This is a genomic window from Streptomyces sp. WG5 (assembly GCF_049974565.1).
GTDB lineage: Bacteria > Actinomycetota > Actinomycetes > Streptomycetales > Streptomycetaceae > Streptomyces.
Genome location: NZ_JBNGGC010000044.1, coordinates 18,997 through 33,289 on the forward strand (window position 1 = coordinate 18,997; position 14,293 = coordinate 33,289).

The following is a 14,293-nucleotide window of genomic DNA, read 5'->3' on the forward strand; positions in this document are numbered from 1 at the left end:
CCTGGACGGTGCGCCTGCGGTTCGCGTCCGTGGGGCGGGTCGCGTGCGCTCGCTCTCGTGGTCCTGATGACGGCGACGCGCGACGGCCACGACGGCAGCAGGACATACGTCGACTTCGCCAAGGCGACCGGCGTCGTCCACCCCGAAGGACGGCGGCTTCCTGGCCACGGACGTGTTCCGTGAGGTGAGCGGCGTCGGCCGACGTGCCGGGTCCGGCGGGGCGTACGTTCCCGGAGGACCGACCCGTAAGCGCCCTCCAGGCGACGTACGCTCGTCCCTCCCGCTCGTCGGCGGCGATGCGTGGGGCGGGCTCCCTGCGGCCTTACGAGAATCAGCCATGTTGATACCGTGGCGGGTGCACGTATCTGTTGACGGGACGGGGGCAGTGAGCGATGTCGGAACCTGTCGGCGAGCCGTACGGTGGCGGGGCCGGGACCCCGGTCGGGATGCGGTTGAACCAGTATCCGGCAGGTCCCGGAGGCTTGCCGGGGCCTGTCGGAGGCGGCCGGAAGGATCTGGCGTCCACTCCCGCGCAGAAGAAGGCCGCCGCCAAGGCCATCGAGGACCACCTCGAGCCCGACACCCGCAAGGCAGGTGACCGGGCCGACGACGACACCGGTGCGGCGGTCAAGGCCTTCGCCCCCAAGGACGGTGACGGTTGGGTCACCTCTGGAGCCCTGAAGAAGGCGCACAAGACCTGGGGCGAACAGGTGCAGAACCTGATGAACCGTCTGGGGTCCGAGAAGGAAGCGCTGCGCAGCACCAACATCCTGTTCCAGAACACCGACTTCGGCGTCGGCCTGGGAGTGCGCAAGTCGTCCAATCTCGACGGCTACTGAGTCACCAGCCCGTTCGCCACCAGCCGTAGACGTCAACGCACGCATCAACGGGGACACATGCCGACGTACCACGAGATCATGACAACCGACCTCGGCACGCTCACTACCGCGGCCGACGGCTGGGACGACATGGCCACGGAGTTCAACAAGCAGGAGAGGGCCTACAAGCGGGACGTCCACGGTATTTCCATGGGCCAGACCTGGCTCGGCCTCAGCGCGGACACCGCCAACCGCCGCTTCGACATCACTCTCAAGGAATACCAGAACGCCCAGACCGAGGCGAAGGCCATCGCCTCCCTCCTGCGCGACGCGCACACCCAGTTCGTGGATCTGAAGGGCAAACTCACGGCCGCACGCCAGGAGGCCGTAGACGCCGGCATGAAGGTGTCCGACCAGGGCGTCGTGTCCTACGACACCGCTCGCCTGGACGAAAGCACCCGCAACGCCTACCGCCATGACCCCGACTTCCAGGACAGCGTCCGCAAGAGCGTCAGCTCCTGGCAGAGCCGCATGGACCAGCTGGTCAAGGACGTCACCGACGCCGACAAGGGCGTCCAGACAGCCTTCGACGCCGTCGTCGTCGACTCCGACGTCAACGACGGCACCCTCAACGGCTTCAACGGTCAGGCGAAGGGCGACATCGAGCAGTACGAGGCCGAGAACGCCGAGGACATCGCCACCCGGCTCGCGGGAGGCGAAAAGGTCCCCGCCACCGAACTCGCCGAACTCGACCGCGCCTTCCGCGACAACGCCAAGAGTAAAGAATTCACTCAAACCCTCCTCAACGGTCTGGGCGCTTCGGGGACCATAGAGCTCACCAACCGGCTCAGCACGCTCAGCCACGGCGGAAAGAACAAGGGAACGTTCGCCGATCTTCAGGCGGGATTGGCCAACTCTCTGGCGACGGCAACGAAGAACCCCGACTCTGCTTTCTACAAGAAGTTCCGCACCGACATGCAGCGGGCCGGTGTCCAGAAATTCGATCTCGACGTCGCCTCTCAGAAGGTTTCGGTCGGTGTCGGACACGGCCAACAAGTACGTGGCTACCAGAGCCTGGTCACTCTGATGCAAGAAGGGAACGGATACTCCGGGCAGTTCCTCAAAGACCTGGCCACCGACATCCGAGCTGTCGAAGACAAGAAGCAGGGCGGGGACCCCGATGTATGGGATCTCAGTGGCCGCTTCAGCGGAAAAGACGACGGCTGGTTCGCGAACGACCCCCTCGACGGCGTGCTGGGCATCATGGCCAAGGACCCCGGCACGGCCACCAGTTACCTCGATCCCGGTCCCGACGGAAAGAACGACAATCTCTCGTACCTGCTCACGGAGCGGGACTGGGACCATGTCGACACCACTCGATGGCAGGGCAAGGTCCAGGTAACGGGTGAGGACACTTTCGACCAGGACGTACGAGCAGGACTGGGGCTCGCCCTGGCGGCAGGTGCCACGGGCAACGTAGCGGGTGCCGAAGGAACCGAATTCGGTCGCCACACGGCCGCGCAGGCCCGTGTCATGCACGACACGGTCAACCTTCTGGACTACGGACACGCCGATGGCACGTTCGGCGAGGACAAGAAGGAGCCACGCACCGGGAAGGCCGACGAGTTGCTGGCCGGTGACGAGTACGCCTCCTTGCGCTCCCCCCTCTCCCAGGTACTCGCCGACTACTCACCGGATGTTGTGGAGACCATCAACGGAGACGCCCCGGGCGGTCGCGCCGGCAAGGCGGACGTCTACGAGAATGGCGACGAGTCCCAGATTCAGAACAGCCGCAGCAGCTTGATACGCATGATGCGTGGCGTATCGGAAGCAGACGATGTCCAGAACTTCGAGCGCATTTATCATGCGCAACAGGGTTACATGTCCGAGCAATTGATGGACAAGGATTTCCCGAACGCCACCGCTGCCTTGAACGAGGCCCGCAAGTATGGCGAAGTCACCGGCGCCCTTAACGCCGTCGGCGGTGACGTAAAGATGGACGTGCACGACGACAAGATTTCCGAGGCAACTGATAAACGGTTCTACGGCTACCACATCGGTGGCGGAATGATCACCAACATTCCGATAGTAGGGGACATGTCTCAACGCCTGGTGGACGTCTCTCTCAATAACTGGCTGGCGGGAGTACAGGCAGAAGAGGGTTCCTTGGCCAAGGAGGAGTTGAACCGGAGCAACGACGTAGCGCAAGACAACATCGACCGCTACTTCGACAGGTGGGGCGCGGAGCGAAGCCTGGCCCCAGAGATCGCTGAGGACGCCGCCGGCGAGGCCCAGCAGAGCTATGTTTCCGGACGGCAGACCGCGTACGAAGCTCTGCGGTCCCGCTGAGTCCAGGCCCGAGACAAGGAAACACACACATGCCCCCCAGCCCACGTAGGAAGAAAACACTGCTCATCACTGCGGGAACGATGGTTGCCGTCAGTGCTCTTGTTTCTACGCACATATGGCAGAACACGAATGTGCTGGGTTCGCCATCATTCTGCGACCAACGGGTGGAGTCCAGGGACGCACAGGGTGCCCTGAATTCCTCGGGCCGGGTCTCGGAAGGGCGCCTGCAAAGCTCCCCCGGCGAGCCGGAATTCACGTGCGTAATCGAGCGCACCAGTCGCTTCCTCGGGAACACGGACCAGCAAGTCACCTTGACGACCGCAAACGAGGACGGGCCCTTTCCGTACACCACTCATGTGTGGAAGAACCCCGGCGCACGTTCCTACTTCAAGGGCGAAACGACCGGAGCCGTGACTCCTACCGGGGGATACGTCGTCCTGCCGAAGTCGTGCTGGGACAAGGTGGGCAACATACGGGGAACCCGCGTCATCCCGCCCGACGACGACGGCGTGTCCGCCGTCGAAGCCACCGTGACGAAGGGCCAGGCCGACCCAGAAGGACTGGCACTCCTTCTGGCTCACGCCGCCCAGAGAGTTGCCGCGGACGCCGGGTGCGCCACCCCGCCGCTGGAGAAGTCACCAGAGCTCGCCGCACCCGATGGTGTGCGCACAACGGACGTCGGAAAGGTGTGCGGACTGCCGGGCTTCTCCTTGCCCGACGACGCCGTGCTCACCGGTGTCGCCGAACCCGGTCAGGAGCAGATCAGCAAGGGCACGAAGGACGTGTGGGCATGTGATCTGACCCTGGCCGGCAGTGCCGGGGCCGCCGTCTCCTTCACGGCGACCTCTGACCAGAACATGGTCGACGCAGTCCTTCAGGACACCCACGGTTTCCGCGAGCTGCCCAACAGCCACGGTATCGCCGCCGTCGACCAAGCCGTTCTGCACTGCGCTGAAGGTGACGTGTACTTCGCCGCTCACTGGAACCGGGAGTACGCCAGCGCTCTTTCGGACAATCACGATCGGGTCTCGAACGTCCGCGGAAACACGTTCGACAACTTCGTTGCCTCTGCGGCCGATCTGTATTCCTGCCCTGACGTCACGCTTGCGGAAAGCTGAGATGACGGGCAAGAACAGCCGGGCACGTCTCGGACGGGGAAGCATCGCAGTCACCCTGGCGGTCGTCGTGCCGGCGGCAGGTGTGCACCTGTGGCTGAACACAAACCTCTTCGGCCGCGAGGACGTGTGCGGGGGGCTGGTGTCCACCGACTCGGCCCAGGCCGTCTTCGCCGAGTCCGGCCGTCTTTCCGACCGGGACGGTCTGAACGACTCGCCGAGCGATCAGCTCGACTTCACCTGCACAGTGGAGAGCTCGTCCTTCCTCCTGGGGTCGGAGACCGATTACATGAGGATCTCGGGGGGCCGGGAGCGCGGCGACTTCCCCTTCAGCGAGTACGGCCGCTGGCCCAGCCCGGCCACGGTGTCGTTCTTCTCCGGCGGTGCGACTGGTGCGGTGGGCTCGGACCACGGCTGGGTCCTGCTGCCCGGCGCCTGCACCACGCAGGACGGGCCCGCCGTCATCGAGGGATACGCCCCGGAAGGCTCGGATCCGGTGGAACTCGCCCGGCTCCTGACCGAGGTCGCCAACAACACCGCCGAGCGGGGGGGCTGTGCGGCCGAGACGCCCTTGACCGCACCGGACACCCTCGACTCGAGCCCAGAGCCGCACCAGGTCCAGGAGGGCACGGTGTGCGGCCTCGCGGGCCTGGAGTTCCCCGGTCCGAAGGCACAGGGCCGAGCCAACGCAACGGAGACGGTCCAGGACAGCACCGGCCCCACCTGGTCGTGCGAGGTCGCCGATTACGCCACCTACGCGGTGACTCAGGAGCCGCGCATCGTCGCCGGCATCCGCTCCTCGCCCAGGTTCACGGAGCAACCACGCGTGGCCGGCCTCCAGGTCTCGGGCTTCGATCCCCGCCACGTGGTCGCCGACTGCGCGGGCACCCCCACGTACTTCTCCATGGAAGTCCACCAGGGTTACACCTCCGCCCTCGAAAAGCCCGGCACACCGAACTCCCGGGACCTGTACGACAATTTCGTCGACGTCGTCGGCAAGCGGTTCGGCTGCTCCACGGCAACCTCCTGACCAAGCCCCCGACCGAAAGCCCGAGGGAACAGCACATGAGACACCCACGACACCGGTTCGCGATCGCGGCCGCTCTGACCGCAGCCGCTCTGGTGACGGGGTGTCAGGGCGAGAGCAGCACGGAATCACTGAGTCTGAAGAGCCTGACCGAGACCGCCGACGGTGTTCCGGACGACGGGGCGAGCACCTGCCCGCTGCCGTACGACATGGCCGAGGCCGCGAAGACCGCGGGCCTGGAACCGGAGACCGGGCCCGGACCTGTGCAGGACGGTGGCGAACCCATCGCCACGGCCGAGGGTGGAAAGCGCGCCGCGGCCGGGGACCCGCTGGCCGAGAACCCGGGCGCCCTGGTGAGCTGCACGTTCCACGTCGGTGAGGAAGACGTACAGGTGCACACCCTCGCCACCCGCGGACCGAGCGGGATCGCCCCGCTGGCCCGGTGGTCTCCTCGCTGGCCGCGGTGAACAACAACGACCTGGTCAGTTACGTGGACAAGGTCGCGCAGGCCGAGGTCGGAGAAGTGTTCATCACCGACAGCGGCAACGTCGCCTCCGTACGCCTGAAGCTCGACGGCGAGGGGCACGCCGCCCTCCTGGTCGGCACCGGGCAAGCTGGACACACGTCCCTGGCCTCCGAGCAGGTCGGCGACCTCACCTCGGCGCTGGCGGACCAGGTGCAGTAGCACCGGGCAGTCAGGCACGTACTCCCTCCGCCGGTCACCGGCACGTGACCGGCGGCTCGGACCGCCACTCGTACGAGTCGACCCACCCCGACTGCTACCGAGCCACCCGTACGCCTCACGTCGGCCACGTCAACGCGCACGACGGGAACCCCTACCGACGTGCCACGAGATGACGACGACTCGCCGCGGCGCGCTCCCTGAGGCCGGCCGGACAGCTGGCGCCGGCCGGTTGTGTCCACGAAACACCGGCGAGTCAAGGACCGTCGGGCGGGCCCGCAACGGCCTGGCGTACGGTGTTCCGCACCAGACCGTCGAAGTACCGCACGAGGCACGCGCAAGCGTTCGATCCTGCCGTCGTGATGGCTGTGAAGGCGCTGTCGTGGTTCATGAGCGTCCACTACCTTCGTTCCGGTCCGGTCCGGTGGGTCCGGAGGCCGACACCGTCTGAGGAGCGAGTGCATGGCATGGGACGAATGGGAACAGGCGAAGGCCCAGGCTGCCGACCGGCCGACCACCCACACCCGACTGAATCAGGCACCGGCGCAGGGCGCGGGGCCGGGCGGCGGTCCGGACCTGGTCGCACGGCAGGACGACCTCGGCGCCGTGGGGCACGACGCGTTCGTCCTGCACGGTGAGCTGGTGAAGAAGGTCGACATCGCCGGTGCCGGGATGAACTCCGACCACGCCGGTTCCACCCACCAGGCCGCTTCTGCGCTGTCCAGGTCGAACTTCGCCATGGGAGACGAACTCATGACGACACTGACGGTCTGGGAGAGCCAGGTGAAGGCGGTACGCCACGCCTGCGCGCAGATCTCGAACCACCTCGACTTCAGCAAGAAGCTGCACGCCAACGACGACGCGGAGATCGCCGCCGAGATCACGAGGCGGGACGGGACCGAGATGCCCGCATCCGAACTCAGCAGGTACTTCAAGTAGCCGGGGGGACTGCGGCATGCCCATCACCTACAACGATCTGATGCACGTCTCACTCGGCCCGTTGGGCACCGCCGTCTCGGACTGGAAGAAGGCGGTCGACAACCTGAAGCAACTCGAGACCGATGCGCGCGACGGCCTCAAGAAGAAGTCCGACCACGCACGCTGGAAGGGGGTGAACGCCGGCGTCACGCGAGAGTTCGTGGACAAGACCGCCGGCGAGTTCGCCGACCTCCAGGTGGAGGCCAACGGCATCTACCAGGTTCTGGACGACGCCCACCGTGAGCTCGAGGCATTGCAGAAGAGCGTGCGGACGCTCACCACCGAGGCCAGGGAAAAGGGTTACAGCGTTCGCGACAACGGCGACGGCACGGTGAGTGTGAGCGCCCACGCGAGTCCGGGTACGTCCCCCAAGGACGACAAGAACAAGGAAGAACTCCAGTACTACGCCGACGCGATCACGGGAAAGATCGCGCACGCCGGCGACATCGACGCCTCCGCCAAGTTGGCGCTCTCCCGAACCCACGGGAACGACCCGTACAACGCCGGCCACGCGACCTACGACTCGCTCAACGACGCCCAGGTCGAACGCGCCCTGGAACTCGCGGAGAAACGCGAGGACATGACCGGCCGAGAGCTGGCCGAACTGAACAGGCTGCTGCGCCACAACGGACGCGAGAAGGACGGCGAGTTCGCCACGGAGTTCTTCCAGGGTCTCGGTGGCCCGAGGCAGACACTCGAGTTCTACGGTGCCATGTCGATCGACGGTACGAGCGGGGACGCGACAAAGACCCGGCTGGCCGGCGTGCAGGACCTGCAGAAGTACATGGGCCACGCTCTGGCCAACGCAACCGATCCCTACACCCCACAGAGCATCAAAGGTGACCGGCAGCACCTGCCCTCGTGGTGGGGCTCGGAGTTCCGCAAGCTGGGCACCCAGGAGATCGAGTGGGACCGCGGCATGATGAACAAGCCGTACGGATACCAGGTACTGGGCGGCCTGCTCCGTTACGGGAACTACGATCCCGCGTTCCTGACCCCCATCGCGGAGCACGTCACACAGCTGCACCAGGACGACCCGTACCACTTCATGTCGAACAAGCCGGCCGGCAGTGACGACGGCTACGGCTTCAACCCCTCCGGCAAGCTGGGCACCGGGAACGCACCGCTCAACAGCGTGCTCGAGGCACTGGGGCACAGTCCTGAGGCAGCGGAGCAGTTCTTCACACAGGCGCCGACGGTGTACAACGACGACGGCACGATCAAGTCCGGAGAGAAGCCCGGCTTCAAGTCCTACCTCGACCTTTTCACCAACAAGGACTTCGAGTGGGTGATCGACACGAACAGCCACAACGTCCTCGCGGATGAGGATGCGGCGAGAAAGGTACTCGACTTCGGCCCGAACGCGCTCGGCCACGCCCTGGAGGCGGCGGCGACGGGCCGCCCGTACGACAGCGACACGATCGATCCGTCCGTCAAGCACAGCGACGCACAGGCGGAACTGGTCCACGACATCGTGGAGAAGTTCGCTCAGAACCCGGGTCTGCTGACGCACAACATGAACGGCGACCTGGAGGGAGAGGAGACCGGCCCCCTGTACGCCCTGCGGGACAGCCTGGGCAACATCTCGGCCGACTACATCGCGGACTTCCAGCGGTCGATGTACGGCGAGGGCGCGGACAGCGAAGCCTTTCCGGTCAACGGCGAGGCCGCCGGCCTCGGTTACGGAGACGCCCAGAAGTTCCTCGGCCTGGTCGGGCAGGATCCGGATGCCTACAGCGCCATCACCTCCGCGCAGCAGGCCTACACCGCGAACGTGGTGCAGGACTTCCTGCGGACAGAGGGGAAGGACCTCACTGCGGAGGACGGTGCACGCGTCGGGGATCTGGTCGCTCCGGGTGCCGCCATCGCAGGAGTGATGAGCAACGCCAGAGCCGACGCGATCTACGACTATCACACGGCCTCGAACGCGGAGTACAACGAGGCGGTGGCGGACAACGCGAAGTGGGTCAACCGGATCGTCGGCCTGGGAACGGGAGCCATCCCTGCTCCCTTCTCCATCGTGGGAGAGCCGGTGAACTGGCTGGCGGAGGATGTGTCGGAGAGCGTTGTGAAGAGTGCCGAGCAGGACACCACGGATGAGGCTGAGCACAGCGCGGGGAGAGAGTACTCAGATGGACGAAAGGCGGCAATGGACGCATCTGCGGCAGCCGCCACCACATACTTCGCGCATCACGGAGACATCGACGCAGAAACCAAGACGGCCATCGAGCGAGCGATTCGCACTCAGGCGGGGGTGAGCCACTCGGATGGCGCTCAGTGGAACTCCTCCGGAGATGGCTCATGAGGTTGTTCCAACCCTCGCCCCGCCAGAGTCAAGGATCACTTCTGTCTCCGAAGAGACTGGCCGCCGCCATCGCCCTCGCGCTGATCCTCACCGCCTGCGATGACTCAAACGACGGCTTGTCATATGACACTCCGGACAACATCTGCGGAGTTCCCGCTGATGGCAAAATTCTGGAATCCTTGCTGGACGACGGCGACATCCTGAAACAGGACACCGGGCACTTCAGCCTTACAGAAGGCCAGTTCTGTCACATGTACGTGGACGGCAACGACTCCGTGGTCAGTGATGCCACATGGCACGATAGCGAATATGGCCTGCGCGATCTCTTCCAGGACTATGACCTCAACGGGGTGCGCTATATCAGCGACGGCCGATACGCCTCCTGGCATCGCGGAGTGGCAACTGTCATTCCATGCCGCGGAGTCAGCAAGGAGGGTGACGTCGTGTCCGTAGAAGTTAGGGACATGAAGTGGAACGATGAGTCGCAAGGCCTGTTGGAGAAGCTTGCTCCCTCATACTTCGACGCCTACAGAGACAAGCTCGGGTGCCCGTGAGCGGCACCCCAGAGGACGGAAACAGGGTGGACACCTCCCGCGCGTGTCCACCCTGTGTGCCGCTTGCGCGGCCCTACCTCTGCGCCACTACAGGAAGTAGCTGGCGCCCTTCAGGTCGCCGCCGCGGTAGTCACCGCCGGCGGTGCCCACGCGCTGGCCGATGCTGACCAGGGCCTGGTGGATGCCGGAGGCGTGGCGGTCCCACTCCTTCGTCTTCTTGGTGAATTCCTCGTACGCCTCGCCGCCCCAGCCCGCGGCCGCGTCGAGCACGGCCTTCTTGAGGGCCTCGAGGTCCTCTTCGAGCTTCTTGGCCTGGGTACCGAGTTCGGTGGCAAGTGCGTCCATCGTGCCGTAGGTGACGGCGAGTTCGTCGTAGTGCGCCCCGGACATGTCTTCCTCGTTTCGTTGAGAGTCAGCAGGTCACTTTTGGAAGGCCCGCGTCAGTAGCTGTTGAGCGCCGAGGTCTTTCCGCCAAGGTCTTCCACCGAGATCTTGGCGACGTCCGCCTCGATCTGGTCCTCGAGCTTCTGCTTGTCGGCCTTGTTCAGCTGGATTCCCTCGAGGAAGTCGTCCAGCATCCGGCCGATCGAGGCCATGTGGTTGTTGATCTCCGTCTGCTTCTTGTCGAAGGCGATGGCGCCCTGCCCCGTCCAGTGCTTCTCGATCATGTCGATCGTTCCCTGGAGCTGGGCGAGAGACTGCCTGATCGAGTCGTAGCGGTCGATGACATTCGTCTGGAGCTTCTGTACCTGGGCCTCGTAAAGCTTGCGGCCGTCAGCCATTTCGGCAGTCCCTTTCGTGAGTGCGGTGGCGTGCTGTCGTGTGTGTCACCGCGTGGTGGTGAGGGTCGGTTGCGAGGACGCCTTCAGGCGCCTCGTCGTGAGCGGACCACGGCGAAGGCACCGCCGCCGATCGCGAGCACTGCCGCCACGGCTCCGAGCGCCACCCACAAGGTGGTGTTGTCGGAGGTGTCCTTCTCGGAGGCAACGGGTTGTTGGGCCTTGCTGCCCGACGCGTCCTTCGAGGGCTGGGGCGACGGTGCGGTCGAAGAGGTCACCGGGTCGCCCGATTCGTCGAGGACTCCGGTGGCGTTCTCGCTGGCGAGGGGATCGGTGTTTGCCGCTGCGGGACTGAAGTCCGCGTCCTCCAGGACCTTACGGGGGCGGATCAGGCCGTAACCGAGGTAGACGCTCGGGTCGTCCCTGGCCCAGTCACGGCCGGCGGTGTCGATGAGGCTGGCGAGGACCTGGTTGGCTGTCCAGTCGGGGTGGGCCGACCAGATGAGGGCGGCGGAGGCGGAGGTGAGGGCGGTGGCGAAGCTTGTTCCTCCCTGGTCGCAGTAGGAGCGGAAGGTCTCGTCGCACCAGCCGGGTGTGTTCAGCCCCGGAGCTGCCAGGTCGACGTAGTTTCCATGCTCCGAAAACTTCGCGACCTTTCCGGACTCGTCCGAGGCGGCCACGCCCACTACGTATGGGTAGGCAGCGGGGTATCCGATGAGGTTTTTCTTTTCAGCGTCATTTCCTGTGCCCGCAATCATCAGCTTGCCCTTGGATTGGGCATACTTGACTGCCTCAAGCTCATCCGAATCTTCGGCATCGACGCTAAAGGACATGCTCATGATCTGCACGTCGCTGTCAGCGACGGCTCTGATCACGTCTGCGACATCGGGAGCCTTCTCTGCCTCAGCATCTTCCAGACCCTGCAAAGCGATCCGATAAGGTACGATCTTGGCCCCCGGAGCCAGGCCTTGCAGGCCGCCGCCGGCACCAGTGCCGACAATCAGTTCGGCCATGGTAGTGCCGTGGCCTTCGTAATCCTCAGTCGCCTTGTAACCGTGGGCTTGGGACACTTCTTCAGTAAGCACTTGACCCTGGAGCGAAGGGGTGTCGGGGTTTACTCCCGTGTCGATCACAGCCACCTTCACTCCCTTTCCTGTACTCACCTTCCACATCTCATCAGCATTCATCGCCGACAAGTACCACTGCTGGGACTGTGTATCGGCCGCCAATGCGCTCGGCGCCAACGCTGCCGACGTAAGAGCCAAGGCACCGAACATTGAACAGACGACCGAAGCCCGTCCTCTGTTGTATCGCCTCACAAGAGATGCGGTCCGCCTGGTGTGTCGGCTGAAACCTGACAACATGCTGGTGTCTGTCCTCGCTTCTGTCCGGTCAGTCGGTCGTGGCCTGGTTGCCACGTCGCCTATCTCGACGCGAACGGCCCTCGTAGGACCCCTGGTTTCCCGCTCCACCACGTGGTGCAGCGGGACGTCGGGGAGTCGAACCACCGTTACCCGTACCGGAGGTTCTCCCGTTCGGCGCTCCGACAACCCCGTCAGCGTTGGCAGCGGGGCGACGAGATGCCTCTCCTGTACGCGGCGCCGGGGCGGGCGCCCCGATCACTCCACGCTGGCCTGGCCTCTGCCCTGCCGGAGGCTGAGCAGATGTGCCCTCCCCGCCGATGACCGTGCCACGCGGCAGCCTGGAGGCGTTGCTTCCCGGCATGACGCTGGGAACGGAACGTCCCCCAACAACACCATCGGGATTACGTCCAGCACCACTACGCTCGGACGGCGTAGCCTGCGTTCCGTTCACTGGCCCCCGCGGGAATCCGCCACCGGCCGGTCCGGGTGCCGGCGCCCCGGGCCTCGGCATGCCCCCAACGATGCCACGCCCCATGGGGCCAGGAGCGCGGCCCTCACCCTGCCCCGGCGGGGCGGTTCGCGCCGCTTGCCCTAGCGGTCCTGTCCCACGGCTGCCCATGGGCCCTGGCGTCACGCCACGGGGGGTCTGGCCCAAGGGACCAGCGCCTGTGCGTGACGCCGAGTCCGGGCCCATCGGTCCCCCCACTCGTCCCCGTACTGGTGGTGAGGCCTTGGACACGGCCCCACCGCCGGGTCCTGTGGCGCGCCCCAAGAGTCCGCGCGCGGTGGGCGGGATCGCACTCGGAGCCATGGGCGGAACGGGCCCTGCCGGAGCGGTGGGACCGGTCATCGACGGTGGCGCAGCATTGATCGGCTTCACCGCCTCTTGCGGCGGCAGCGTACCGACACTGTCGATCTCTGTCCCCACAGGCCGCTTTGGGAGCGCGGCAGGCTCAGATGCCTCCCTGGCAGAGGATTGCTGCTCGATCGCGGACGCCCGCCCTGCTTCACCGGTCGGCGAGGACTGGTGAAGCTCGGTAGGAGCACTACTGGGGGATGTAAGTGACGCGTTGCCGACGCCAGGTGATTCTGAGCGGATGGAGCCCGGCGTTGGCTTGGGGACCCCCACATCCGGCATCTTGGGGAACACCGGCTCTTCGGCGCTTCCCATCATTCCCGCTGACACCGTGTAGAACGACGCCAGCCGGTACATCTGGTTGATGGCCTCCTGGCGGTTCTTCTCCACCTTGACCGCCTGGGTGTACTCCTCGTTGGTCTCGGTCTTCTCCGCTTCGGCGAAGTCCTGCACCGATTTCGAGACGAGGCGAGTGTCGCGCGGCGGCATGGACTTGCGGACCGAGGCGAGGCCGGTGCCCGCGGCCATGACCTGGGTTCCGATGGTGTCGGCGTAGTCCGCGACACCTTCGGCGGTCTTGACCAGGCTGTCTCGCCAGTCGGAGAAGGCGTTGCGTGCCTCGCCCTTCCAGTCGATGTCGCCGCCCAGATTGGTCCTGAGTTCTGTGGCCGCCTCCTTGATGGCGTCTCGGGCGTCGACGAGGGCGCGACCGGCGGACTCAAGGAGTTCCGGGTTGGCGGACTCGACGATGTCGATCATCTGATTGAGATCGTGGTACTCGAAGTTCGTGGAGCCGAAGTGGATGCCTCTGGCCGAACCGAACGGGACGATCCTGGTCATCGTCATGACCGCGTCCAGCGCGCCGTTCTGCGCCAGGGCGTCCTGCCGCTCCTCCTGGTGGAGACCCGGCTTGTTCTTGTCGCCGCTCATCAGTACCCCGCGTCGGTTCGGTCGGCGCGGTTGTTCCGCTCGTTCTGGCGCTCGAGCATCTCTTCGCGCGCCTGGTTGACCTCGATCCGGATCTCGTGGAACCGCTGGCGCTGCTGGTCCTCGAGGTTGTCGAAGGTGACGTCCACTCCGTGCACGGCGATCTGCATGGCCTCCAGTTGGAGTCCGAGTGACTTGGAGAGTGCGGTGATCCGCTCGTGCACCCGCTCGTACTCCAGGTGGAGTTGCTTGCCCTCCAGGAAGGCACCGCTGCCGAAAGCGGTCTCCGGCAGGCTGTGGCCCCCGACCTTGGCCGCACCGCCCGCCGAGTCCTCGAAGGTCTTCAGCAGGTCGTCCACGCGCTTCTTGAACGTCGAGAGCGCCATCACCCCACGGCGCACGTCTGCGGCTCCGCCGCCCGTCTCTGCAGGAAGCACTGTGCTATCCCTCCCCGTTTTCCCCGTTTTCCCCGTGTCGCGCCCTGTCCCGCGCGAGTCGACAGGCCGCTGAAGCAATCACGACCACCATCGCACCACTGT

At 65.5% G+C, this 14,293-nt stretch carries 13 protein-coding genes; 9 read left to right on the forward strand and 4 right to left on the reverse strand.

Going from position 1 to position 14,293, the window contains the following annotated elements:
• Window positions 1-482: 482 nt before the first annotated feature.
• The 9 genes from ACP4IX_RS32445 to ACP4IX_RS32485 all read left to right on the forward strand — a co-directional run bounded on the left by ACP4IX_RS32445 (window position 483) and on the right by ACP4IX_RS32485 (window position 9,828).
• Entirely contained in the window at window positions 483-839 is a 357-nt protein-coding gene (locus tag ACP4IX_RS32445) for a hypothetical protein (RefSeq protein WP_426525355.1), read from the forward strand.
• Between the two features lie 78 nt (window positions 840-917).
• On the forward strand, window positions 918-3,167 hold the full coding sequence (locus ACP4IX_RS32450; protein ID WP_426558096.1) for a DUF6571 family protein: 2,250 nt from the start codon (window positions 918-920) through the stop codon (window positions 3,165-3,167).
• A gap of 29 nt (window positions 3,168-3,196) precedes the next feature.
• A complete protein-coding gene (locus ACP4IX_RS32455) occupies window positions 3,197-4,285 on the forward strand; it encodes a hypothetical protein (protein WP_426525351.1) in 1,089 nt (362 codons plus the stop codon).
• 1 nt (window position 4,286) lies between these two features.
• Window positions 4,287-5,312 carry a hypothetical protein gene (locus ACP4IX_RS32460; protein WP_426558098.1) on the forward strand — a complete coding sequence of 342 codons (1,026 nt, stop codon included), beginning with the start codon at window positions 4,287-4,289 and terminating at the stop codon, window positions 5,310-5,312.
• A gap of 35 nt (window positions 5,313-5,347) precedes the next feature.
• Window positions 5,348-5,776 (forward strand): hypothetical protein, encoded by a 429-nt coding sequence (locus ACP4IX_RS32465; protein WP_426558100.1) that lies wholly within the window; start codon window positions 5,348-5,350, stop codon window positions 5,774-5,776.
• Complete coding sequence (locus tag ACP4IX_RS32470) at window positions 5,773-5,994, forward strand: hypothetical protein (RefSeq protein ID WP_426558102.1); 222 nt, start codon at window positions 5,773-5,775, stop codon at window positions 5,992-5,994. Before ACP4IX_RS32465 ends, ACP4IX_RS32470 begins: the two co-directional genes overlap by 4 nt.
• A gap of 459 nt (window positions 5,995-6,453) precedes the next feature.
• A complete protein-coding gene (locus ACP4IX_RS32475; RefSeq protein ID WP_279565678.1) occupies window positions 6,454-6,930 on the forward strand; it encodes a hypothetical protein in 477 nt (158 codons plus the stop codon).
• Between the two features lie 16 nt (window positions 6,931-6,946).
• The gene (locus ACP4IX_RS32480; RefSeq protein ID WP_426558104.1) at window positions 6,947-9,274 is read left to right on the forward strand and encodes a hypothetical protein; all 2,328 of its coding nucleotides are present in this window, start codon (window positions 6,947-6,949) and stop codon (window positions 9,272-9,274) included.
• A complete protein-coding gene (locus tag ACP4IX_RS32485; protein WP_426558106.1) occupies window positions 9,271-9,828 on the forward strand; it encodes a hypothetical protein in 558 nt (185 codons plus the stop codon). Before ACP4IX_RS32480 ends, ACP4IX_RS32485 begins: the two co-directional genes overlap by 4 nt.
• 87 nt (window positions 9,829-9,915) lie before the next feature.
• Here ACP4IX_RS32485 and ACP4IX_RS32490 read toward each other — a convergent pair whose 3' ends face one another.
• The 4 genes from ACP4IX_RS32490 to ACP4IX_RS32505 form a co-directional block, all read right to left on the reverse strand.
• The gene (locus tag ACP4IX_RS32490; protein WP_426525341.1) at window positions 9,916-10,218 is read right to left on the reverse strand and encodes a WXG100 family type VII secretion target; all 303 of its coding nucleotides are present in this window, start codon (window positions 10,216-10,218) and stop codon (window positions 9,916-9,918) included.
• Window positions 10,219-10,268: 50 nt separating this feature from the next.
• Window positions 10,269-10,610 (reverse strand): WXG100 family type VII secretion target, encoded by a 342-nt coding sequence (locus tag ACP4IX_RS32495; RefSeq protein WP_426525339.1) that lies wholly within the window; start codon window positions 10,608-10,610, stop codon window positions 10,269-10,271.
• 83 nt (window positions 10,611-10,693) lie between these two features.
• Entirely contained in the window at window positions 10,694-11,740 is a 1,047-nt protein-coding gene (locus tag ACP4IX_RS32500) for a S8 family serine peptidase (RefSeq protein WP_426558120.1), read from the reverse strand.
• A 2,016-nt stretch (window positions 11,741-13,756) separates the two neighbouring features.
• Window positions 13,757-14,155: a hypothetical protein gene (locus ACP4IX_RS32505; protein WP_426558108.1), complete on the reverse strand. Its 399-nt coding sequence runs from the start codon at window positions 14,153-14,155 to the stop codon at window positions 13,757-13,759.
• Window positions 14,156-14,293: the final 138 nt, after the last annotated feature.

Excerpts from the sequence above, each read along its gene's own strand:
- ACP4IX_RS32450 (WP_426558096.1), top strand. The coding sequence starts at position 918 with ATGACAACCGACCTCGGCACGCTCACTACCGCGGCCGACGGCTGGGAC.
- ACP4IX_RS32455 (WP_426525351.1), top strand. The coding sequence starts at position 3,197 with ATGCCCCCCAGCCCACGTAGGAAGAAAACACTGCTCATCACTGCGGGA.
- ACP4IX_RS32460 (WP_426558098.1), top strand. The coding sequence starts at position 4,287 with ATGACGGGCAAGAACAGCCGGGCACGTCTCGGACGGGGAAGCATCGCA.
- ACP4IX_RS32465 (WP_426558100.1), top strand. The coding sequence starts at position 5,348 with ATGAGACACCCACGACACCGGTTCGCGATCGCGGCCGCTCTGACCGCA.
- ACP4IX_RS32475 (WP_279565678.1), top strand. The coding sequence starts at position 6,454 with ATGGCATGGGACGAATGGGAACAGGCGAAGGCCCAGGCTGCCGACCGG.
- ACP4IX_RS32480 (WP_426558104.1), top strand. The coding sequence starts at position 6,947 with ATGCCCATCACCTACAACGATCTGATGCACGTCTCACTCGGCCCGTTG.
- ACP4IX_RS32485 (WP_426558106.1), top strand. The coding sequence starts at position 9,271 with ATGAGGTTGTTCCAACCCTCGCCCCGCCAGAGTCAAGGATCACTTCTG.
- ACP4IX_RS32490 (WP_426525341.1), bottom strand. The coding sequence starts at position 10,218 with ATGTCCGGGGCGCACTACGACGAACTCGCCGTCACCTACGGCACGATG.
- ACP4IX_RS32495 (WP_426525339.1), bottom strand. The coding sequence starts at position 10,610 with ATGGCTGACGGCCGCAAGCTTTACGAGGCCCAGGTACAGAAGCTCCAG.